Raw genomic sequence first — 21,770 nt, forward strand, 5'->3', positions numbered from 1 at the left:
GCAACTTTTGCTTTGAATTCTGGTCTAAATTTTCTTCTTTTTCCTTTCATAGTACCTAATTTTTAATTCTAATTTTAATCATTTTTTTTCAACTTAACAAATGGTACTAATTTTGGGGAGTATTACAGCCTTTGAATATTTCCGACCAATTTTTTTTCTTCAAGCTTTTCAATAATTCATTAAGTTCTTGTATTTCATCAAAAATAATCTCTTGACCAAAACCTAACTTTGTAATCTTTTCTTCTAAGTCAGTTAACTTCTCATTAAACTCTGATATTTCTACTTTTGAAAAATAGTCTTTCGAATTATAAGATTGACTTTCTGATATGTACCAATTCAATAGCTCTATGAAAGGTTTAAAGATAAGTGTATTAAAATCATCTTTCCATTGGTCTAAATCTCCTTGACTTTCAAACCATTGATGGGTTAGGTCTAAAAACGAATTATTATAAAGTCTTGGTGAATCAAGTTTTTGCCGAATTAGAAAGTAACCTAAAGCTCCTTGAAGTTCGGGGGTTTTGATATCATCAACTAAATCTTTCTTTGATTTTCTCCAGTTTTGTGACTTTTCTTGTGGTATTTTTTTATATAGTTCTTGATAATCTTCAAAAAAACGATTTAATATCCTATTTGAAATCGGTTGGCTTTCAAGAAAGTTGATAAATTGAGTTAATTTAACTTCAAGATGTTGTTTCTCTATGTATTCAACATCAAGTGCGTAATCTTGAATTTTACTTTCTAATTCATCAATATTCAGATTTCTCATTCTCGTCAGTTTGTTTTTATGTTGCCTAACTTGGAGATAACCGAACATCATGTGCCCTTATTTACATTCTCTTTACATGGCCTGCTCCGTTATCATTCCTATTTTCACGACTAATATATGCATTGTTTTCAAATATCCAAAACATCGATCGGACTTTTTATGGTGCGCAAATGCGCATTGCTCACATGCGTGTAAATCTCTGTGGTTTTTGAATGATTGTGTCCCAATAAACCCTGTATGTAACGCAAATCTGTACCACCCTCCAATAAATGCGTCGCAAAAGAATGGCGCAAAGTATGCGTGCCATGGTGAGGAGTTACCCCGGCTTTTTTTACCGCACGGTGCAACGCATTGCGAATACTTGTGCTTGAATATCGTCCGCCAAACTGCCCCTCAAATAAATACTCCCGCGGACTGTATTCCTCCAGATATTTCTCCAGCATAGCAACCGTTTTTTGACCCAAAATGGTGTACCGGTCTTTTCGTCCCTTCGATTGTATAATGCGAATCTGCATCCGCTCCCGGTTAATATCATCAGGCTTCAATCGTGTAACTTCACTTACGCGCAATCCGGCCGAATACATCAATGTGAGTGCTGTCTTTTGTTTTATATTATCTACAAACCGTAAAATGCGGGTGATTTCTTCAAGACTCCAGACTTTTGGTAGCGCTTTTTCCCGCTTGGGCCGTACAACCAAATTCAGCGCTAATTCTTTGTGCACAACTTCACGGAAATACAGTTTTATGGCACTTACACTTTGATGAATCTTGTTTGTTCCAGCCCCCTCAGCTGCTTTCAAATCCTGATGATACCGGTTAATTTTGTTAGCGTCAAACTTATTCATGGTCTGTATATTCAACCAGGGGTAAGCATTAATGAAACGCAATAAGTAATAATGATACGTATCAATTGTGCTGCGCGAATAGTTGCGACTTATCATGAATTTTATAAAATCCAGTGGACAGGATTTATACCGTTTACCCTTTTGATAAGATTGCTCCAGCAGTAACCTGATGATGCCCGCATCGTGCACCTCTGCCTTGTGATGCAGTTTTATGCGTAATTGTCCCGATGCCTCGCCTAAAAAACGATTCAGATTATATCGTGTGGCTTCAAAATAAAAAACACGCATTTTATCACCCCATCTGAGCCATTTCAAAGACCGCAGTTGTGCAGTGATTTGCCTGTTGTTTTGAAATTTAATTACAAAAAAGTTGCGTCCACCTGCATGTTTGGGCACCAAAAGCACCTGTCCGGCTTTCTTCCTTATAACTAAGGGGGCACGATAGCTAATGTCCGAGCGTACCTCCAACTCATCTGCCCGAAACTTCGATATAACATTCATATACTTGAAATCCAGCCGGGCAAAACCATCAAAAAGCTCTTTGAGTAAATCAATATTGGCCCTGGAATAAGGAACCACATAATGTCCAATTTGCTCGCTAAAACGAATCCAGTCATTTTGTTCTATTAACTGACTAATTTCTTTATGCGGCTTATAAATCAAAGCAATATAAGTCCTTTTATTAACCGGATGCGAACGTTTGTTCAAATACACAATTGGTTTCATAGGCAATTTCATTTTAAAATTCGAATGATAAGCAAAATGACAACCGTGCCGTGGGGGTATCGGCCAACAAGTTGCCATTCTGCTATCGAGGTAATATAAGCGTGTATAAACATGTTAAAATCGTGGATTGATTAATATTTTTGAACAAAACTATGGTCAAATCAAAAATTATCCGTTTTTTAACCGTCTATAAACGAATATAAACGAATAAAAAAACGGTTATGATGAAACAGGATACACGAAAATGCCTCAATTGTAATGAGTTAGTTAAAGGAAGAAGCGATAAGAAATTTTGTAGCCCTGAATGCAAAAGCATCTACCATAATCAAAGAAGTAATATAGAAGAAGATTACATAAAAACCATCAACAAACAATTACGAAAAAATCGCTCAGCACTCAAAACAGCCTGTCCATGGGGCAAAGCCACCGTACGCAAAGACTTTTTAAAGCAAATGGGCATGGATTTCAGGCACATTACCCACACCTGGCGCACAGAAAACAACAACCTTTATTTTTTCTGCTACGACTATGGCTACATGCAGATACAAGACCCCAAAAAAGTCCTGATCATCCAAAAACAAGATTACATGGATAATCATCAAAAAAGAGAATAGCATCCTAAAACAGTCACCTCCAATCCACCAGGCCCACCCACGCCCCGAACCCTGAAGGGCACTACCGCACAGTTCCCTGAGCCACAAATCAACAAATTAACCAATCAACCTTCTTCGCCCCAAAGGGGCAGCCAGCATTAACCCACGGGCAACGCCCTGGGAACATCACGCAACGCAGGAAAATCGCCGCGTTTGACAAAAATTACCTCCAAAATCCCAAATCATCGGCGAAACATACAAAGCTGCCGAAAAACACAAGAGCACAGTTGCGCACGTTGCGTCAAACTATTTCTCTCGCGGCGCACGCAACAAATACGCGGCGTCCGCAACGTAAGAACCCGCTGCGCACGTGGCGTGATATTTACCACTGACCCGATAAATATCGGGTTGGCGTGAACTCTTTTTTTCGTAATGCCTACATTGTCGCTCGTTGTTCCACAAAATAACGTAAATAATTAATGAAAAACGTTAGCTTAAAACTGTACATTTACTATTGCGAAAATTTGTACATTTTTAATTTGCAATTTACAGACACGAATCACCAACCAATCAACAAATCAACAAATCAACCAATCAGCCAATCAATCAATCCTGCCGAAGTAAGGTTACTGAGCCTGTCGAAGTATGGTTACTGAGCCTGTCGAAGTACCCAACCTACCAACCACGCTCACGGCTGCACCCGGTACTTTATCCATCCATCAGCTTTTTCAAACACAATACGGTCGTGTAGCCTGCCTGGCCGGCCCTGCCAGAATTCTATGTAGTGGGGTTCAATCGCATATCCGCCCCAGTGTTCGGGCCGTTTTATTTTATCGGGCTGTTGTAACAGGGCATCATAGCGTTGCGCTAATGTTTTTCTTTGCGCTATTTTTTTACTCTGGTGGCTTGCGGCTGCAGCGGCCTGCGATTCTATTGGGCGCGAGTGAAAATATGCATCGCTTTTACTTGCAGTCAAACAACTTACAGTACCCTCCACTCGCACTTGCCTGTCCATTTGGGACCAGAAAAATGTGGCAGCTACCCGGTTGTTTTCAGCTATCTGCTGTCCTTTGCGGCTATCATAGTTGGTATAAAAAACCAGCCGGCCATCTTCTATGTTTTTAAGCAACACAATACGTCCGCTTACATGCCCTGAAGCATTACTTGTGGCAAGATGAAAAGCGTTATAATCCGGAACCTGTTGTGTTTCGGCATCTTTTAGCCAGTATTCTAATCCATCAATTGGATTTTCAGGCAAATCGCCTAAATTTAGCTTGTCTAAGTTATATTCTCTCCTTGAGTTATACTGCATACTTTTTTTACATCAACACTTCCACTATGTTTTTGTTGCTGCGCCTATCCTTCGCAAATATAATTCAGGTTTAAAGATGTGGATAGTCAACATTTTCCGTGCACAACTGTTATTTAGATTAAATAAAAAGAATAAACCATTATTTAAACTGCTTGTCGATTAAATGCGATAAGACCAAAACACCAAATAATATGAAAATAGGGCTTTTAAAGGAACCCGGCTTTGAACACAGAGTGGCGCTATTGCCCGAAGGCGTTCAAAAGCTGGTGAAAAAAGGTCACGAAGTTTTGTTTGAGTCTGAAGCGGGTGCCACAGCCTTTGCACCCGACGCCGATTACGAAGAAAGTGGGGCCACCAAATCGAAACGGACTGATATATTGAAAAATGCTGAGCTTGTTTTAACCATTCAACCTTTGGCAGTCGAGGAACTTTCTCATTTACAAAAAGGACAGATTGTGGTGGGTGTATACAATCCTTTGGTTAATAAAGAATTAGTAAACCAGTTTAAAGATAAAGGACTTACCTTATTAAGTCTCGATAACTTACCACGTACAACAAGAGCGCAGGCCATGGATATTTTATCATCAATGGCCACAGTGGCCGGTTATAAAAGTGTACTGGAGGCGGCCAACCGGGTGCCACGTTTCTTTCCAATGTTCATGTCGGCAGCCGGAACCATTAAACCGGTCAAAATGCTCATTTTGGGAGCCGGAGTAGCTGGTTTGCAGGCCATTGGGACAGCACGAAAACTGGGCGCCGTTGTGGAGGTTTTCGATGTGCGGGCAGCTGTTAAAGAAGAGGTGCAATCGTTGGGCGGAAAGTTTATTGAAGTGGAAGGAGCCAAAGACGATAAGGACGCGGGCGGTTATGCTATAGAACAAACAGAAGATTTTAGAAACCGCCAACAGGAAAAAATACAGGAACACGCCATCAAGTCTGACGTAATAATTACAACAGCTCAGATTCCCGGAAAGCCGGCCCCAAAGCTTATTACCAAAGCATCGATTGAACAAATGAAACCCGGTTCGGTCATCATTGACCTGGCTGCCTCAAGTGGTGGCAATACCGAGCTTACCCAGGACAATAAAGTTGTCAATCACAAGGGCGTGAGTATCGTAGGCAGTTCGCAAATATCTTCAGATATGGCAATAGATGCATCCCGTATGTTTGGCAACAATGTCATCAACTTTCTCGAAATACTAACCGGTGAAAATAGTGAGATGAAACTCGATTTTGAGGATGATATCATTGCAGGATGCACCATTACCCACGAGGGAGATTTAATTAGTGAACGTATTCGAAATGCATATAAAAATTAAATGATATGGAAGCTATGCTGGAATTTTTCTTCACCAACAGAGATGCAATTTTTATTATCGTACTATCAATATTTCTAGGTATTGAAGTAATTTCCAATGTGCCTGCAGTATTGCATACGCCCCTGATGTCGGGTGCCAACGCCATTCATGGTGTGGTAATTATTGGAGCCATTATAGTAATGGGGCACGCCAGTGATACCGTTGCTTTTATTCTTGGATTCCTCGCTGTGGTATTGGGTACGCTTAACGTAGTAGGCGGCTTTGTGGTTACAGACCGCATGCTGGAAATGTTCAATAAAAAAAGAAAAGGGAATAAAAATTAAATCATCAGCTTATAAAAAAAAGCTAAATCATCAGGTATGGACAAAGTATTTCAACTTACAGAAAATATATCATTTACACTCGGAGACTCACTCCTCGAACTTATATATGTAATTGCATCGGTGTTGTTTATTATAGGATTAAAAATGTTAAGTAGCCCCAAAACAGCCAAACGAGGCAATCTGTATGCTGCTTTGGGGATGGTAATGGCCATAATTGCCACCATTACATTGCACGAAATGAATGGCGAACCCATTAAAAATGTAGGCTGGATTATTGGCGCTATTGTTTTGGGAACTGTCATTGGCTGGGCTATAGCGATTAAAGTAAAAATGACGGCCATGCCCCAATTGGTTTCGTTTTTCAATGGTATGGGTGGTGCCAGTGCGGCCCTTATTGCTCTGATGGAATTTCCGCATCTTGCACAAGGCTCGGCCACAGTGGCCATGCATACCGGCGAAGTGCTGGCTATCTTGCTTGGATTAATGATTGGTAGTGTTTCATTTGCCGGAAGTATGATTGCCTTTGGTAAGCTCGACGGACGCATTAAAGATATACGCGCTACATCTTTGCGGGTAGTAAACCTGTTGTTCCTCGCCGTGCTTCTTGGATTTATCATTTACATCATGACCAGAGGTGATGCCAATCCGGCTGATTTAATGCCGGCCATTTACCTCATGCTCGCCATCAGTCTTATTTACGGTGTTTCTTTTGTAATGCCCATTGGAGGGGCCGATATGCCCGTGGTAATTTCGCTGTTAAATTCATTTACAGGTATTGCTGCCGCTATGGGCGGTTTTCTTTACGATAACCAGGTTATGCTTACCGGTGGTATCCTGGTAGGTTCGGCCGGTACCATTCTGACCATTTTAATGTGTCGCGCCATGAATCGCTCACTGATTAATGTCATTGTAGGAGCATTTGGTGGCGGTGGAGCAGCTTCCGGACAGGAGGGCGGCACTGTTAAAGAAATATCATTGAGCGATGCTGCGGTATTGCTTAATTATTCGCAAAAAATATACATCATTCCGGGCTACGGTTTGGCGGTTGCTCAGGCCCAACATCTCGTTAACGAACTGTCGAAAATGCTGGAAGCAAACGGTGTGGAGGTGAAGTTTGGTATTCACTCAGTAGCAGGCCGCATGCCCGGCCACATGAATGTGCTGCTTGCAGAAGCAGATGTGCCTTATGAGAAATTAATTGATGAACGCAATGCCAGCGAGGAGATGCAATCTACAGATGTGGCCGTGGTTATTGGTGCCAATGATGTGGTAAATCCGGCTGCCGAAGATGATCCGTCAAGTCCCATTTATGGTATGCCCATTATTCGTGCAGGCCAGGCCAAAAATATTATTGTGATGAAGCGCGGCATGGGTAAAGGTTATGCAGCAATCGAAAACAGCCTCTTTTACAACGATAAAACACGCATGCTATTTGGTAATGCCAAAGATTCAATCCAGAAATTAATAGAAGAAATCAAAGCGCTTTAATCTTTCGAAAATTTAATAATTCAAAAATAATGCGTAATAAAGACAGGCTTTTTAGCTTGTTTTTATTGCGCTTTAAAATTATTTCCGCTTTTTTTACAACTCATATGCTTCAACGGTGTCTAATATTTTAATGGGTAACTTTTTTAAACCAAAAAGTACTGTTAATAAAAAAAAGCAGACGATAAGACAACCTTGTCCGGGTTAATGTAATACCCACAATGCGCAAGCAAAAAAATAAAAATTAAGGCATACTTGCAGAATTTTGATAATATAAAAATAAAAGTTTTGTTTGCTTCGGTATAGTCTGTACAAAAGTTCAAAACCATTCAATTTGGCATGCGAGCTAATAAGGATGACTGGAAATACGGGAGGCAAATACAAAACATAAAATATACAAGATATGAAACACATTGGAGCACATGTAAGCGCAGCAGGCGGTGTAGAAAATGCACCTGCCAATGCAACCGAAATAGGGGCTACAGCTTTTGCGCTTTTCACAAAAAATCAAAGACAATGGAAAGCCAAACCGCTTAGCGATAAAAACATTGAAGGCTTCAGGGCAAAATGTGAGGAGTTGGGCTATGGCGCCGGACAAATATTGCCACACGACAGTTATCTCATAAATTTGGGTCATCCCGAAAAAGAAGGCCTGGAGAAATCCCGAAATGCCTTTCTGGATGAGATGCAGCGTTGCGAACAGTTGGGTATCGACAGGCTGAATTTCCATCCCGGTTCCCACCTAAAGAAAACCACGGTTAAAGAATGTCTTACCACCATTGCTGAATCAGTCAATCAGGCCCTTGACAAAACAAAGGGCGTAACAGCCGTTATAGAAAATACAGCAGGACAGGGCACCAACCTCGGATATAGTTTTGAACAGATAGCCGAAATTATCGAACAGGTAGAAGATAAATCCCGGGTAGGCGTGTGCATCGATACCTGCCATGGTTTTGCTGCAGGTTATGATTTTAGCACGGGCGAAGGATATGAGCAATTATGGAAAGAATTTGAGCAGTACATCGGCTTCGATTTTCTGAAAGGTATGCACCTGAACGACGCCAAAAAAGAGCTGGGAAGCCGGGTAGACCGTCATGCTCCGCTTGGTGAGGGTTTTATTGGTATAGAAGGTTTCGAACGCCTGATGAAAGACAAGCGGCTCGATGGTGTACCGATGATACTCGAAACACCCGAACCGGAAAGATGGAAAGATGAAATAAAAATGTTGAAAGATATGATTTGATTAATCAACCCATATTATTGGTGCCAGGTGCTGTAGAATAGCCAATTTTTATTATTTTTAAAGAAAAAAGAGTGAGTCGACTGCTTCTATCCATATCATTTTTGTTGTTTTTTAATGTGTCTGCTGCCAATTCACTCCTGGAAAAGGGATATCCATATATAAAAAATTTCGACTTATCCGGCCTCAGTAGTAACTTGCAGAACTGGATGTCTGTACAAACGCCCAATGGTTTTATATATGTAGCCAACAGTTCCCGGCTATTTGAATTTGACGGTGTAAATTGGAATGCCTATACTTTGCCCAATAATAGTGCCCTCCGTGCACTCGAAACCGACACCACAGGCAAAATTTATGTAGGAGGCACACGTGAGTTCGGTTATTTTTATCCCAATAAATATGGCCGGCTAAAGTATTACTCCCTTTCTGCACAACTCGATACCATAGACTTTGAGTCCGTATGGCGGGTATTGAAAACATCTGATGGCATTTATTATGTAGCTGGCCGAAAACATATTTTTAAATATGCCAACAATCGCTTGAAATTAGTAGCTGCTCCTTCTGTTATTAGCAGTTTCAGAGCATCTGTCATCGAAGACGAAATTTTATTTTATGACGAATATTCCGGATTCGGCAAAGTTGTGAACGATACCATGCAGCTCTACCGGAATTCATTGCTACCCAAAGATTATTCCGTCTATTTTTTTATGCCCGGTAAAACAAACAACATCATAGCAGGTGTCCGCCAAAAAGGACTTTTTCATTTTACACCACAAGCAGAGCTTATTCCCTGGGAACAATCATTGGGATTATCAAAAGGAGATTTCACCAGAAATTTGAACAGTCCAGCTGGCAACAAATGGATTAAACCGGTTGTAAAAAAACTTAATAATTTACTCGAGAAAGCCGTGACCTATTATGCTGTTAGCCATAAACACAATTATTATATTGCTACGCTGAGGCAGGGTGTTATTGTTACAGACCATGAATTCAATATAATTAATAACTACCGGAAAAATTATGGTATTACAAGCGATGCCATTTATCACATTGAGGTCGATAAACAAGGGAATTTATGGCTTACGGGCGAAATGGGATTGTCTTTTGTGCGGGACAGCCATCCGTTTCGGTATTTTGATGAACTTAACAATATAAATGGCGTTGCCATATCTGCCAGGGTATACGGCGATGAAGTTTTTATAGGAACTACTCAGGGATTATACTCCATAAATCGCTATATAGATAGTTTCAGTAATTTGCATGATTTGGAACTTATTACCGATGATTATACTTATGTGCTCGATATTGAACCATTGCAAAATTATCCCGGCAAAATTTTATTCAGTAGCTTACGCGACCTGGCATTGCTCGATAGAAAAAACAATGCTATAAAATCATTAGCACCTTTCTATGGCACCTACGACATTCTAAAGGTGCCATTTGCCGATGATGTATTTCTATTGGGCCATCCTGAAGGTATAGGAGCGGTAAAGATTCTGAGAAAGGCCAACGGTGATTTTTACGCCAAACAGCTCGCTGTATTAGGAAATTTTGAGGAGAATATCAGAAAAATGACGTTCGATAAAGCCAATAGACTTTGGGTGGCCTCCGGTTACAACGGCGTTTTTGTGATTGATTTTGAGTCCGATTTGAAAGTAAAATCCATTAAACAGTATAATGAATCAAACGGCCTGCCTTCCAACGATAAAAACATCCCTTATTTAACAGACGATACACTTTTTATGGCCACACGGTCAGGCGTAATGTATTTCGATGATGATGCCGATGCTTTTCAACCTTATGCCCCTTTATTCAATGCGCCTGTATTCGATACTGTGATAATAAATACAGTGTTGCCAACAAAAGATAAGGTGTGGTTTGGACTCAATAAAGGCGTGATGTATTTTGATCGTTCCACACGCAAAATTGAAAATACCGCTTTTCGCAGATTAACAGATTATGGCACTGAAGGTATCGAAAAAGATAAAAATGGCAATATCTGGCTGGCCAGTTTGAACCACGTCATTGCCATCGATACCACCTACTTGTTTGAACAGTTTATGACGGTTCCCCTGAAGTTCAGAGAAGTTGCTTTTGGTGGTGATTCCCTTATGCTGTTGCCAAATTTCCGGAATTATCGTAACACTGTTCTGCGCCTGGGTGAATTGCCTTTTAGTCACAATTCTTTGAGAATTAAACTCGCATGTCCGGCCTATCAGTCATTAGATGCTATTCAGTTTTCATATAAACTCCAAGGACTGAAAGATAAATGGAGCAGCTGGAGTAATAAAAAAGTAATAGATTTTCCCTACCTGCCGGGCGGAGATTATCACCTTATGGTAAAAGCGAGAGATGCCAATAATCAGGTGATAGGAAAAGCAAATGCGAGCTTTACTATATCGCCTCCGTACTATTTAACCTCCTGGGCTTTTCTTTTATACGTTATTTTCGGTGCTTTAATCATATATGCTGCAATCGATTTGAACAGCCGCAGACTCAAATCAGATAAGAAAAAATTACAAAAACGTATAAATGATGCTATTGCTACAGTACGGCAACAAAAAGAAGAACTTGAGTTGCAAACACAGTACCTGGCAGAAACCAATAAAGAACTCGAAAAACTGTCTATTGTAGCTGAATTTACAGATAATGCAGTGGCCGTGATGGATGGCAAGGGTAATTACCAGTGGATTAATAAAGGCTTTACCCGCATGTATGGCTACGAGTTTCATGAATTACTTAACGATCAGGATAGAGAAAAGATTGGCAAACATGCCAATTTGCAAATGAATGACCTTATCAATGTGTGGTTTGGAGATAAAAAACCCATTATATATGAATCGCTTAATAAATGTAAAAATGGTTCCGAAATATGGGTGCAAACAGCCTTAACACCTATTCTCGATAGCGAAGGCAACATCAAAAAGCTCATTAGTATTGATACGGATATACGAAAACTCAAAGAAGCAGAGAAAGAAATTGAACAACAACGCGACGAAATTCGTAATCAACGTGATTTGGCTGTAAAGCAGCGAGACGAGATCAGACAACAAAAACAGGAAATTACAGATTCCATACATTATGCCCAGCGCATTCAGGAAGCATTATTTCCTTCAAAAAATAGTTTAACAAAGGTTTTCAAAGAAAATTTTGTTTTCGACTTGCCCCGCGACATTGTTTCCGGTGATTTTTATTGGGTACACCAAACGCAGCATGTTTCCTTATTGGCTGTAGCCGACTGTACAGGCCATGGGGTTCCCGGAGCTTTCATGAGTCTTATCGGACTAAATTTTCTGAATGAAATAGTTATTTCTGAAGGTATTGTTGAACCCGACAAAGTACTCAATAGCCTAAGATCAAAAATAATAAATGCCTTACGACAAACGAGCCGCGTAGGAGATAATAAAGATGGTATGGACATCGCATTAATCAGCTACGATGCTACCCAGCATAAATTATGCTATGCCGGTGCCAATAATATAGCCCTGATAAAACGCGGTGAAAAGCTCATTGGGCTGGAACCGGATAAAATGCCCATTAGTATTTTCAGAGATATTCAGACTCCATTTAGCCTCAAAGAAGTTGATACTGAACCTGGTGATATGCTTTATATGTTCAGTGATGGTTACACCGATCAGTTTGGAGGCACTAAAGGAAAAAAATTTAAAACCGTTAATTTCAAAAAACTCATATCACGGTTACCACAAAATGAAATTAATACGCAGGAAAAAATTATGGCGGAACGTTTTAAAAAATGGAAGGGTAATCTTGAGCAGGTCGATGATATTTTAGTTGTAGGAGTGAAGTTACACTAATGATACACATCTTTGTAATACCATCAAATGTTATTCAGGCTGTTGTTGGCACACTGCATTTCAGCCTAAGCGCCTGGTGTATTTTATTTATTGCAGGCATGGTAGCCATATCGGCTATTATCTATACAGTAATATTGTACAGAAAGAATATGTTTAAACAGAAACATATTGTTGAAAAGAACCATAAAATAAAGCAGCTGACGCATGAATTCAAACTACTATCCATACTGGCTAACGATACTGATAACCTGGTTGCAGTAACCAATGCTGAAGGCTATATTGATTTTGCCAACAGAATTTTTCGTGAAACATTTGGCTTATCCACCGAGGAAAATGTTACGGGGGTCAATATCAACGATTTACCGGGGTTTGAAAAAATATCTGAAATATTCCGTAAAAGCGTGAGCCAACAAACTAATACGCAAACCGATTTTTTTATAACTACTAAAACAGGTCACAGGTTTTGGCTTCAGGTAAGTATGGCACATGCCATTTTTGAAAAAGAACACAAAGTAATGGTTATTGCCACAAATATCAATGATTTGAAATTTGCCGAAGAAGAAATTTCCCAGCAAAGCGAAGAACTCAAAATACAAAGCGAGCAGCTCGAAGACATGAATACCGAGTTGGAATATGTGAACCAGGTTACCACAGATAGTATTAACTATGCGCAGCGCATTCAATATGCCATTTTGCCGCGGGCAGATGATTATATGAAACACATTAGCGATAGCTTTGTAATGTTTCGACCACGAAATATAGTCAGTGGCGATTTCTATTGGTATGGAGAGATAGGTGATAAAGCATTTTTTGTAGAAGCCGATAGTACCGGACATGGTGTTCCGGGCGCATTGATGGCCACAATTGGCAATACCTTGTTGAATGAGATTGTTTTAAGTGAGCAGCATAGTAACCCGGCAATAATTTTAAAAGAACTCGACCGGAAAATTAAAACAGTATTGCGCCAGGAAGCAGGACTGCCAGAGCAACAAGATGGCATGGATATGGCGCTGGCCCAATACAATTATAAAACAAAAGAACTGTCTGTCAGTATTGCTAACCAGTTTGTATTTTTATGGCATAAAGGTAAACTAATAGAGTTAGAGGGTAGTTTATTTGCCATTGGTGGTTCTGATATGCATACGAGAAAACCCGATTTTGATTTGTGCCGCTATACCATGGAGCCCGGCGATGTGCTCTATTTGTTTAGCGATGGCTATCGCGACCAGTTTAATGATGAAGAAAAGGAAAAAATGATGTATCACCGTTTCAAAAATCTTATAGAAGACTTAGCTACACGTGAATTTGGTAAACAAAAAGATTTGCTGGAAAAACGGTTCGATGAATGGAAAGGGCGCAGCCGCCAAATAGACGATGTTTTAGTTTGGGGTATTAAGTTTTAAACCTTAACAATTTCAAAATCCACGTCCAACATTTTTTTGTAACGCAGTCCTGCATTGTACATATCGAGGTCGGCAGCCTGATATTTCCAGATGATTTTTACATTCGCTTGCTCTGAAAGCTTCTCCAGTAAAAATAAAACCTTCGACAATTGCTTGGCTGTGCTAGTTGAGAAATAATCGAGGTAAAAAACAAAAGTATTTTCCGGGTTTGGGTTATCAATGTACTGGTTTATCCAGTCAAATATGGGTTGAAAAAAACCTATAGCATCTTCAGGCAGGCTTTTCTCTGTAATTTCGAATTGGTTTTTTTCAGCATCAAAAAGCACTCTTGGGGTATCTTTCGTTGCTTCAATAAATAAAACAGGCATCATAACTACTCGTATATTATTTTAAAGTCATCACTGTCTTCTTCAGGCTCTTCTTCTTTCAGTTCAAAGTCTATTCCTGTAAGACGTGCGAAGCGTTTTCCGCTTTCCAGCATATCAGCATCATCAGCATAATAGTGCCAAACAACTTTTAATGAATATTTAATGGTTTCCAGTAAATTGAAAATTTTACCCAATTGTTTGGCTGAAGCAGTATTAAAATAATCGAGTTTAATGTGCAGCTCGGTTTGCTCTGCCGGCTGAGTAATGTATTGTTCAAGCCATTCGTATACTGGTTTGTAAAAGTCAAAAGCATTTTCAGGGAGCGAACGCTCGGCAATACTGAAAGTATTTTTGTCTTTATCCAGTATAATTTTAGGAGTGTCATCTGTTGCTTTGCGTATAAGTGGTTCCATTAGTCCTTTATTGTTACTTCGATTGTGAAAAAGGTATATTTTTCACTTGTTTCCTTGAACGCATATTTTAGCTTACTGTTACTTTTTAAACGTAATTCTATGAGCCCAAGCCCAGATTCTTTGTTATTATCAATCTGAAAATTAAACAGTCTTTTGTCATAAAACTCATTAAGTTCTTTATTGTTCAATTTGTTAACATTTTCGATGCTCGCTTTAAGTGAATCAATTCTACTCGATTCAATATAATTTCCGGTGTGAAGTTTATAGCCGTTTTCAGAATAAGAAATATAAAACAGTCCGGGGTTGCCTTCTTGTTTAATAGGCGACTTTCCATGTTTAACAATATTCTGTAACAATTCTACCATTATGTTAAACACTTTCTTCTTCAGGGCGGCCTGGCCAGCCATTTGGCTTTCAATTATTGATAGCAGGTTAATAAGGCTTTCCTGGTTAAAAATGCCATTAAAAATAATAAGCACATTTTCCTTATCCAATTGTTCGTGTAAATCGAAAATGTTACCAAAATTAAGATGTGTGTCATCAGAATTCACGGCAGCAAAGTTATGTTTTATGTAGGTTCTGAGGTAAAAATAAGACCATTTATCACTGAGTTTTTTAAAAGCATATTGAAGTTTATTGCCTGATTTACGAGCCATTTCAATTAACCCCAGGCCAGCACCACCCTTTTCAGAAAGCTCATTCTCCATAAGGGTTTTTTTATAAAATTCTTTTAGCTCATCTTTTTCGAGGCTGTTGATTTTGTCGAGCTGGGAAGTCAGGTTATCCTGGTTTTCGTTTAAAATGATATTGGCCATTGTAATGTAATAGAACTCTCCACTCTGTTCCACACCAAAAAAACTTTTCCATTTTCCTGATTCATCCTGATGCCTGGTGATATTTTGCAATCCCTCTACCAATATGGTATAAACCCGCTTCTTAACCTTAACAGGCTCGTTGGCTTTTTTTAAATTGGTTTCAGTGAGTGCCAGTATACCATCCGTAATGCTTTGAGTTAAATCACCCCGGTAAAAATAACTTAGACCTTCGGTATCTAATATGTCATATATTTTGAATGTAGTCTGCTGTTCAAGGGTCATAAATGTGCTTCTTTATAGGTGGAATAAAGATATTAAATTAAAAATGTAATCGAAAATTTTTTTACTTAATGAACCGAGCCATGACAAAAATTTTGACACACTCGCATGATTATAATGGACCTACAAACAGTATGTGGCGCACATTTGACCAATCATGGCGAGCTCCTCCCGAAGGTTTTCGGGAGACCATTAAAATCAAAATTATAAACGGATGAAATCATAACCTTCAAAAACCTTTACTGCCGGACCTTCCAGCCATAAGTTTTCATAACGCCCGGTAAAATCAAAACCGATGGATAAAAGCCCTCCCTGGGCCTGTACCTTTACCGGGTTCGATATGACTTGTTTTTTGTGATGTGCAATTACGGCTGTTGCTATACTGCCTGTGCCACATGCCCATGTCTCTGCTTCTACACCTCTTTCGAACGTTCTTAAATGAATAACATTATTTATAATCGCATAAAAATTCACATTTACACCTTCCGGCGCAAAATATGAGTTGTGTCGCAGCTTATTTCCTTCATAATTAACGTCGAGTTCTTTGAGGTTTTCAACCTCAATAACCAAATGAGGTGAGCCACTATCCGTATAAAACCCAAAGGGTGTTTCTTTAATCTCCTCTATGGGTTGCATTTTTAAGTTTACTTCCTGCCTATCGGTAATAATACCCTCATGTAGTCCGTCTATGGCACTAAATGTGGTTTTGTCTCCAATCATTCCGCGATCATGTGCAAATTGAACTGCACATCTGCCGCCATTGCCGCACATCGTTCCTTCTTTTCCGTCGGCATTGTAATAAGTCATTTTAAAATCTGCTTCTTCCGAAGGCGAAATAATTATTAACCCATCAGCACCTACACCAAACCTCCTGTGACAAATTGTCGCTATAGCTTCTTGTGTTAACTGAATACCATTAGTTTCTGAATAATATAGCATTACAAAGTCATTTCCAGCTCCATGGTATTTATGAAATTTTTGCAGCATAAGTTAAAGTTAGGTTAAAAACAGCCCGTTTGTATAAATTTTGAAGTGCTTTAATCGTACAAATTTATACAAATTCAGTACCTTTTAAAATTTAAAACAAAGAACTTAATTAATTGAAAACCTGAAAAAACTTTAAATACTATGGAAAAAAGAAAGTTGTTCATAAATTTTGTTGCAGGAATCCTTGGTGGGGTGCTTGTACTTCTAATCTATACAATTACTACAGACCAAGAAATTAAATCAGTCCAAAGCAATAACCAATATGCCACAACCGGGCAACAGGGCAATTTTATAAATAAAACCATTGATTCAAATCAAACAAGGGGACTAAATTCCCGCCCCGTTGGACAATACTCGCCGGTATCAATGTTAGAAAATGAGATGGTTACCGCAGCACAAAAAACAGTAGATGCTGTGGTACACGTAAAAACTGCTTATGTGCAGGAATACAATTATGGAAATCCATTTATGGAATATTTCTTTGGACAGGGCAGCCAACGGCGTAGCCAGCCTGTATTAGGCAGTGGGTCAGGTGTAATTATTTCTGAAGATGGCTATATTGTAACAAATAACCATGTGATTGATAAAGCACAGAAAATAAAAGTTATTTTGAACGATAAAAGAGAGTTTGATGCAGAGGTCATTGGCACTGATCCCGGAACAGATATCGCGCTGTTAAAAGTTAATGAGGGTAATTTGCCATATGTTAAACCCGCAAACTCAGATGATGTGCAGGTAGGAGAGTGGGTGCTGGCCGTAGGAAACCCGTTTAATCTTACTTCTACTGTTACAGCTGGAATAGTTTCGGCCAAAGCAAGAAACATTAATTTAATGAAGGAGAATTATGGCATTGAAGCTTTTATACAAACCGATGCTGCAGTGAACCCCGGAAATAGCGGTGGTGCTTTAGTAAACCGTAAAGGTGAGCTTATTGGTATTAACACTGCCATTGCTTCAAAAACAGGTTCGTATACAGGCTATTCATTTGCCGTGCCTGTAAATATTGCCATGAAAGTTGTCGAGGATTTAATTGAGTATGGCCAGGTGCAGCGAGCCGTTATGGGTATCATGATTCATGATTTGAATGAAAGTTTCGCCGCAGAAAACGATATTGAAACATTGAACGGTGTTTATATCGATAATATAAATCAGGGTGGTGCGGCAGATAAAGCCGGTATTAAACCGGGTGATGTAATTGTGCGTATTGGCACTGTTAATATCGATAATGTGGCGCAATTACAGGAGCAATTGAGCAAATTCCGTCCCGGCGATCAGCTAAAAGTGACCTTATTACGCAATAATCGTGAGATCGAAAGAGATGTGGTACTCCAAAATAAAATGGGCAGCACAGATATTATTAAAGGAGAAGATCCGTTAGTTAATTTGGGTGCCCGGTTTGAGCCGATTACAAAAAAGGAAAAAAAGCTTCTGAATATTTCACATGGTATGAAAATTGTAGAACTAAAATCCGGAAAATTAAGAAGCGCAGGTATTCATGAAGGATTTATCATTCTGACAATGAATGGTATGGAAATTGTATCTGGAAATGATATCAGACAGGTAATTGAGCAGTCGAAAGGTGGAATTATGGTTGAGGGAATTTACCCCAACGGAATGAAAGCTTATTACGCATTTGGAAAATAAGTTTACATTCATTTTCAAGGTTTTATATGGCACTGAGAAGGCTGGAAAAAGTTCAATTACCTGAAACATTTTAAATAATCCTGCGTAGTATAAGAGCACACAGTTATAAGCGAATGATAATAGCTATTTAATCTAAAGTATAAAAACATGAATCTCAGCACCTTGGGGTTCATGTTTATTTATTTGTAACAAATAAACTTACAATCATCATCTGAGCCGTAAAATCGAAGGTATATATGAGACAGTTAAAAATCACTAAATCAATCACAAATCGCGAAAGTGCGTCACTGGATAAGTATCTTCAGGAAATAGGCCGCGAGGAGCTTATTACCGTTGAAGAAGAGGTGGAATTGGCCCAACGTATTAAAAAGGGGGACAGGGCTGCACTGGAAAAACTTACAAGAGCCAATTTGCGATTTGTTGTGTCTGTTGCGAAACAGTATCAAAATCAGGGGCTTAGTTTGCCGGACTTGATCAACGAAGGTAACCTGGGGCTGATCAAAGCCGCTGAGAAATTTGATGAAACCAGGGGGTTTAAATTTATTTCTTATGCTGTATGGTGGATTCGTCAGTCTATACTGCAAGCATTAGCTGAACAGTCCAGAATTGTAAGACTGCCATTAAACCAGGTAGGTTCGTTGAATAAAATTAATAAAGCATTTTCCAAATTCGAACAGGAAAATGAGCGCACACCTTCGCCGGAAGAGTTGGCCGACAAACTTGAACTTCCCAAAGAAAAAGTTAGCGATACGCTAAAAGTATCCGGCCGGCATGTATCAGTAGATGCACCATTTGTAGAAGGTGAAGACAATAGCTTGCTCGATGTGCTCGAAAATCAGGACAGTCCAAAAGCTGACGGCAGCCTGATGAATGAATCGCTCGGAAGAGAAATTTTAAGGGCTTTGGCCACACTTACCGAAAGAGAACGCGACATTATTAAGTTGTTCTTTGGTATTGGTTGCCAGGAAATGACCCTCGAAGAGATCGGTGAGCGTTTTGGGCTGACCCGCGAAAGGGTCCGCCAGATCAAAGAAAAAGCCATCAGAAGGTTGCGTCACACCTCACGCAGTAAACTCCTGAAAGCTTATTTGGGATAAAAATATCAATATAAAATTTAAAGGCTGTCAATATCGACAGCCTTTTTTTGTTTGGTGACGAATTGGCACATTTAGCCTTGTGGCATACATGTTGGAAAACTTCAAACAGAATATAACCTAAAAAAATAAATAAAGATGCAAAAAGGAAATATTGGAGTAACTACGGAAAACATTTTTCCAATAATTAAAAAGTTTCTGTATTCCGATCATGAGATTTTTCTTCGCGAAGCCGTATCGAATGCTGTAGATGCTACCCAAAAACTTAAGGCACTCGCCCGCCGTGGAGAATACGAAGGAGAAATGGGTGATACCACCATTCGCATTAGCAATGATCCCGAAAAGAAAACCATCACCATCAGCGATCGTGGTATTGGTATGACAAGCGAAGAGGTCGATAAATACATCAACCAAATTGCTTTCTCCAGCGCCAACGAATTCCTCGATAAGTATAAAGATGATGTGCAGTCTATTATCGGCCACTTTGGACTGGGTTTCTACTCGCTGTTTATGGTATCCGATAAAGTCGAAATATTCACAAAATCATATCAGGACGATGCCAAAGCAGTACACTGGTCATGCGAAGGCTCACCCGAATATCAGCTCGAAGCGTACGATAAAAAAGAGCGCGGAACCGATATTGTAATTCACCTCGATGAGGAATCGAAAGATTATGCCGAGGATGCAAAAATAAACGAGCTGCTGGATAAGTATGCCAAGTTTTTGCCCATTCCTATTGCATTTGGCAAAGAGCAGGAGTGGAAAGAAGACAAAATGGTGGATACCGACAAGGATAAAATCATTAATAACCCTGAACCGACATGGACCCAAAAACCAGCCGATCTGGAGGACAAAGATTATAAAGACTTTTATAAAGAACTTTACCCCATGGGTGAAGATCCCCTGTTTCATATTCACCTGAATGTGGATTACCCATTCAATTTAACGGGCATTCTTTATTTCCCTAAAATCAAGAACAATATCGAAATACAGAGAAATAAGATTCAGCTCTATTGTAACCAGGTGTTTGTAACTGATTCGGTAGAAGGAATCGTCCCCGAATTTTTGACGCTGTTGCACGGAGTTATCGATTCACCGGATATCCCGCTGAACGTATCACGTAGCTATTTGCAAAGTGATTCTAACGTGAAGAAAATTTCTTCGCACATTACCAAAAAAGTAGCCGACCGCTTGAACGATATCTTTAAGGAAGACCGCAAGCAGTTTGAAGAGAAATGGGACGACCTGAAGATTTTCATCCAGTATGGTATGCTCACAGACGAAAAATTTGCAGAACGTGCCAAAAAATTCGTCTTACTTAAAAATACCGATGGGAAATACTTTACCTTCGATGAGTACAAAGAGCTTATCAAAGAGCAGCAGACTGATAAAGATAAAAAACTGGTTCACCTTTATACCACAAATAAAACAGAACAGTACACCTTTATCGAAGAGGCAAAATCTAAAGGCTACGATGTGCTTGAGATGGATGGACAATTGGATGTGCATTTTGTGAATAAGCTGGAGACTGACCTTGAAGATACTTCTTTCAAACGCGTAGATGCGGATGTGCTCGATAAACTCATCCAAAAAGAAGTGTCAAAAGAGTCGAAACTTTCAGATGAACAGCAAAACAACCTTGTTCCGGTATTTCGCGGTCGTTTGCCCGAAGATGCAGGCTACATCGTGTCAGTCGAAAACCTCGATGAAAACACACTTCCAGTTATGATTACGCAGTCAGAGTTCATGCGCCGCATGAAAGATATGTCAGAGATGCAGGGTGGTATGAATATGTACGGCAACCTGCCCGATAGTTATAACCTTGTACTCAACAGCAACCATCCGTTGATTGTTAACCTTGCTTCAAACATTGATGAAGAAGTGGGTGAAGACCTTAAGAAAACCGATGAGGCAATTGAGCCCGTACAAAAGGAGTTCGATGAGATATCTACCAAATATGCCGATAAAAAGGAAGAAGAGCTCTCAGAAGAAGAAAAGAAACAGCGCACAGAAGTTCAGCAAAAGCTTGATGAGTTAAAAACCCAAAAAGAGGAAAAACTCAAAAGTTTTGGCAGTGAGGATAAATTGGTAAAACAATTGATTGATCTTGGCCTCCTTGCTAACAATATGTTGAAGGGACAAGACCTTAACAAATTTGTGAAGCGTAGCGTAGAGCTACTCGAAGAATAAAACGGACTATAAGTTTAAAAACCTGCTTTTCATAAGAGAAGCAGGTTTTTTTTATGCTCAAATGCTAAAAATTTGTACATTCAACAAAATATTAGCTGTGCCGTTTCTAATAATTTACTTGCCACCGCATCGTTTTTAATTCAAAGGTTCATA

General features: G+C 39.5%; 17 protein-coding genes. 10 read left to right on the plus strand and 7 right to left on the minus strand.

Annotated elements, in window-relative coordinates:
* Positions 1-106 precede the first annotated feature (106 nt).
* Together ACTB0Y_RS03260 and ACTB0Y_RS03265 are read right to left on the minus strand one after the other, a co-directional pair.
* A complete protein-coding gene (locus ACTB0Y_RS03260) occupies positions 107-766 on the minus strand; it encodes a hypothetical protein (protein WP_463205362.1) in 660 nt (219 codons plus the stop codon).
* A 128-nt stretch (positions 767-894) separates the two neighbouring features.
* Positions 895-2,337 (minus strand): tyrosine-type recombinase/integrase, encoded by a 1,443-nt coding sequence (locus ACTB0Y_RS03265; protein ID WP_463205363.1) that lies wholly within the window; start codon positions 2,335-2,337, stop codon positions 895-897.
* A 221-nt stretch (positions 2,338-2,558) separates the two neighbouring features.
* Here ACTB0Y_RS03265 and ACTB0Y_RS03270 point away from each other — a divergent pair, with 221 nt between their 5' ends.
* Positions 2,559-2,951: a hypothetical protein gene (locus ACTB0Y_RS03270; RefSeq protein ID WP_463205364.1), complete on the plus strand. Its 393-nt coding sequence runs from the start codon at positions 2,559-2,561 to the stop codon at positions 2,949-2,951.
* A gap of 667 nt (positions 2,952-3,618) precedes the next feature.
* Here ACTB0Y_RS03270 and pdxH read toward each other — a convergent pair.
* Entirely contained in the window at positions 3,619-4,242 is a 624-nt protein-coding gene (gene pdxH / locus ACTB0Y_RS03275) for a pyridoxamine 5'-phosphate oxidase (RefSeq protein WP_463205365.1), read from the minus strand.
* 191 nt (positions 4,243-4,433) lie between these two features.
* On the opposite strand from pdxH, the gene ACTB0Y_RS03280 reads away from it, so the two are divergent.
* From ACTB0Y_RS03280 to ACTB0Y_RS03305, 6 genes are all read left to right on the plus strand, one after another.
* Entirely contained in the window at positions 4,434-5,561 is a 1,128-nt protein-coding gene (locus tag ACTB0Y_RS03280; protein ID WP_463205366.1) for a Re/Si-specific NAD(P)(+) transhydrogenase subunit alpha, read from the plus strand.
* A 5-nt stretch (positions 5,562-5,566) separates the two neighbouring features.
* Complete coding sequence (locus ACTB0Y_RS03285) at positions 5,567-5,884, plus strand: NAD(P) transhydrogenase subunit alpha part 2 (RefSeq protein ID WP_463205367.1); 318 nt, start codon at positions 5,567-5,569, stop codon at positions 5,882-5,884.
* A gap of 36 nt (positions 5,885-5,920) precedes the next feature.
* Positions 5,921-7,372, plus strand: coding sequence for an NAD(P)(+) transhydrogenase (Re/Si-specific) subunit beta (locus ACTB0Y_RS03290; protein WP_463205368.1), 1,452 nt, complete (start codon positions 5,921-5,923; stop codon positions 7,370-7,372).
* A gap of 400 nt (positions 7,373-7,772) precedes the next feature.
* Positions 7,773-8,612 (plus strand): deoxyribonuclease IV, encoded by an 840-nt coding sequence (nfo, locus tag ACTB0Y_RS03295; protein WP_463205369.1) that lies wholly within the window; start codon positions 7,773-7,775, stop codon positions 8,610-8,612.
* 71 nt (positions 8,613-8,683) lie between these two features.
* On the plus strand, positions 8,684-12,424 hold the full coding sequence (locus ACTB0Y_RS03300) for a SpoIIE family protein phosphatase (RefSeq protein WP_463205370.1): 3,741 nt from the start codon (positions 8,684-8,686) through the stop codon (positions 12,422-12,424).
* Positions 12,424-13,827 carry a SpoIIE family protein phosphatase gene (locus ACTB0Y_RS03305; RefSeq protein WP_463205371.1) on the plus strand — a complete coding sequence of 468 codons (1,404 nt, stop codon included), beginning with the start codon at positions 12,424-12,426 and terminating at the stop codon, positions 13,825-13,827. Before ACTB0Y_RS03300 ends, ACTB0Y_RS03305 begins: the two co-directional genes overlap by 1 nt.
* Here the strand turns inward: ACTB0Y_RS03305 and ACTB0Y_RS03310 are convergent.
* The 4 genes from ACTB0Y_RS03310 to dapF all read right to left on the minus strand — a co-directional run bounded on the left by ACTB0Y_RS03310 (position 13,824) and on the right by dapF (position 16,689).
* Positions 13,824-14,198 (minus strand): DUF1987 domain-containing protein, encoded by a 375-nt coding sequence (locus ACTB0Y_RS03310; RefSeq protein ID WP_463205372.1) that lies wholly within the window; start codon positions 14,196-14,198, stop codon positions 13,824-13,826. The genes ACTB0Y_RS03305 and ACTB0Y_RS03310 overlap by 4 nt on opposite strands.
* 2 nt (positions 14,199-14,200) lie before the next feature.
* A complete protein-coding gene (locus ACTB0Y_RS03315) occupies positions 14,201-14,608 on the minus strand; it encodes a DUF1987 domain-containing protein (RefSeq protein ID WP_463205373.1) in 408 nt (135 codons plus the stop codon).
* Complete coding sequence (locus ACTB0Y_RS03320) at positions 14,608-15,705, minus strand: SiaB family protein kinase (RefSeq protein ID WP_463205374.1); 1,098 nt, start codon at positions 15,703-15,705, stop codon at positions 14,608-14,610. Before ACTB0Y_RS03320 ends, ACTB0Y_RS03315 begins: the two co-directional genes overlap by 1 nt.
* 201 nt (positions 15,706-15,906) lie before the next feature.
* Positions 15,907-16,689, minus strand: a complete 783-nt coding sequence (gene dapF / locus ACTB0Y_RS03325; protein ID WP_463205375.1) for a diaminopimelate epimerase — start codon at positions 16,687-16,689, stop codon at positions 15,907-15,909.
* Between the two features lie 141 nt (positions 16,690-16,830).
* Here dapF and ACTB0Y_RS03330 point away from each other — a divergent pair, with 141 nt between their 5' ends.
* The 3 genes from ACTB0Y_RS03330 to htpG all read left to right on the plus strand — a co-directional run bounded on the left by ACTB0Y_RS03330 (position 16,831) and on the right by htpG (position 21,617).
* Positions 16,831-18,333, plus strand: a complete 1,503-nt coding sequence (locus tag ACTB0Y_RS03330) for a trypsin-like peptidase domain-containing protein (RefSeq protein ID WP_463205376.1) — start codon at positions 16,831-16,833, stop codon at positions 18,331-18,333.
* 236 nt (positions 18,334-18,569) lie between these two features.
* Positions 18,570-19,430, plus strand: coding sequence for a sigma-70 family RNA polymerase sigma factor (locus tag ACTB0Y_RS03335; RefSeq protein ID WP_057954666.1), 861 nt, complete (start codon positions 18,570-18,572; stop codon positions 19,428-19,430).
* Between the two features lie 135 nt (positions 19,431-19,565).
* Positions 19,566-21,617 (plus strand): molecular chaperone HtpG, encoded by a 2,052-nt coding sequence (gene htpG / locus ACTB0Y_RS03340; protein ID WP_463205377.1) that lies wholly within the window; start codon positions 19,566-19,568, stop codon positions 21,615-21,617.
* The last annotated feature ends 153 nt before the right edge of the window (positions 21,618-21,770 follow it).

The sequence above is a fragment of the Salinivirga sp. genome (assembly GCF_055145285.1).

Coding starts and splice junctions, on each gene's coding strand:
- ACTB0Y_RS03260 (WP_463205362.1), bottom strand. CDS start 766: ATGAGAAATCTGAATATTGATGAATTAGAAAGTAAAATTCAAGATTAC.
- ACTB0Y_RS03265 (WP_463205363.1), bottom strand. CDS start 2,337: ATGAAACCAATTGTGTATTTGAACAAACGTTCGCATCCGGTTAATAAA.
- ACTB0Y_RS03270 (WP_463205364.1), top strand. CDS start 2,559: ATGATGAAACAGGATACACGAAAATGCCTCAATTGTAATGAGTTAGTT.
- pdxH (WP_463205365.1), bottom strand. CDS start 4,242: ATGCAGTATAACTCAAGGAGAGAATATAACTTAGACAAGCTAAATTTA.
- ACTB0Y_RS03280 (WP_463205366.1), top strand. CDS start 4,434: ATGAAAATAGGGCTTTTAAAGGAACCCGGCTTTGAACACAGAGTGGCG.
- ACTB0Y_RS03285 (WP_463205367.1), top strand. CDS start 5,567: ATGGAAGCTATGCTGGAATTTTTCTTCACCAACAGAGATGCAATTTTT.
- ACTB0Y_RS03290 (WP_463205368.1), top strand. CDS start 5,921: ATGGACAAAGTATTTCAACTTACAGAAAATATATCATTTACACTCGGA.
- nfo (WP_463205369.1), top strand. CDS start 7,773: ATGAAACACATTGGAGCACATGTAAGCGCAGCAGGCGGTGTAGAAAAT.
- ACTB0Y_RS03305 (WP_463205371.1), top strand. CDS start 12,424: ATGATACACATCTTTGTAATACCATCAAATGTTATTCAGGCTGTTGTT.
- ACTB0Y_RS03310 (WP_463205372.1), bottom strand. CDS start 14,198: ATGATGCCTGTTTTATTTATTGAAGCAACGAAAGATACCCCAAGAGTG.
- ACTB0Y_RS03315 (WP_463205373.1), bottom strand. CDS start 14,608: ATGGAACCACTTATACGCAAAGCAACAGATGACACTCCTAAAATTATA.
- ACTB0Y_RS03320 (WP_463205374.1), bottom strand. CDS start 15,705: ATGACCCTTGAACAGCAGACTACATTCAAAATATATGACATATTAGAT.
- dapF (WP_463205375.1), bottom strand. CDS start 16,689: ATGCTGCAAAAATTTCATAAATACCATGGAGCTGGAAATGACTTTGTA.
- ACTB0Y_RS03330 (WP_463205376.1), top strand. CDS start 16,831: ATGGAAAAAAGAAAGTTGTTCATAAATTTTGTTGCAGGAATCCTTGGT.
- ACTB0Y_RS03335 (WP_057954666.1), top strand. CDS start 18,570: ATGAGACAGTTAAAAATCACTAAATCAATCACAAATCGCGAAAGTGCG.
- htpG (WP_463205377.1), top strand. CDS start 19,566: ATGCAAAAAGGAAATATTGGAGTAACTACGGAAAACATTTTTCCAATA.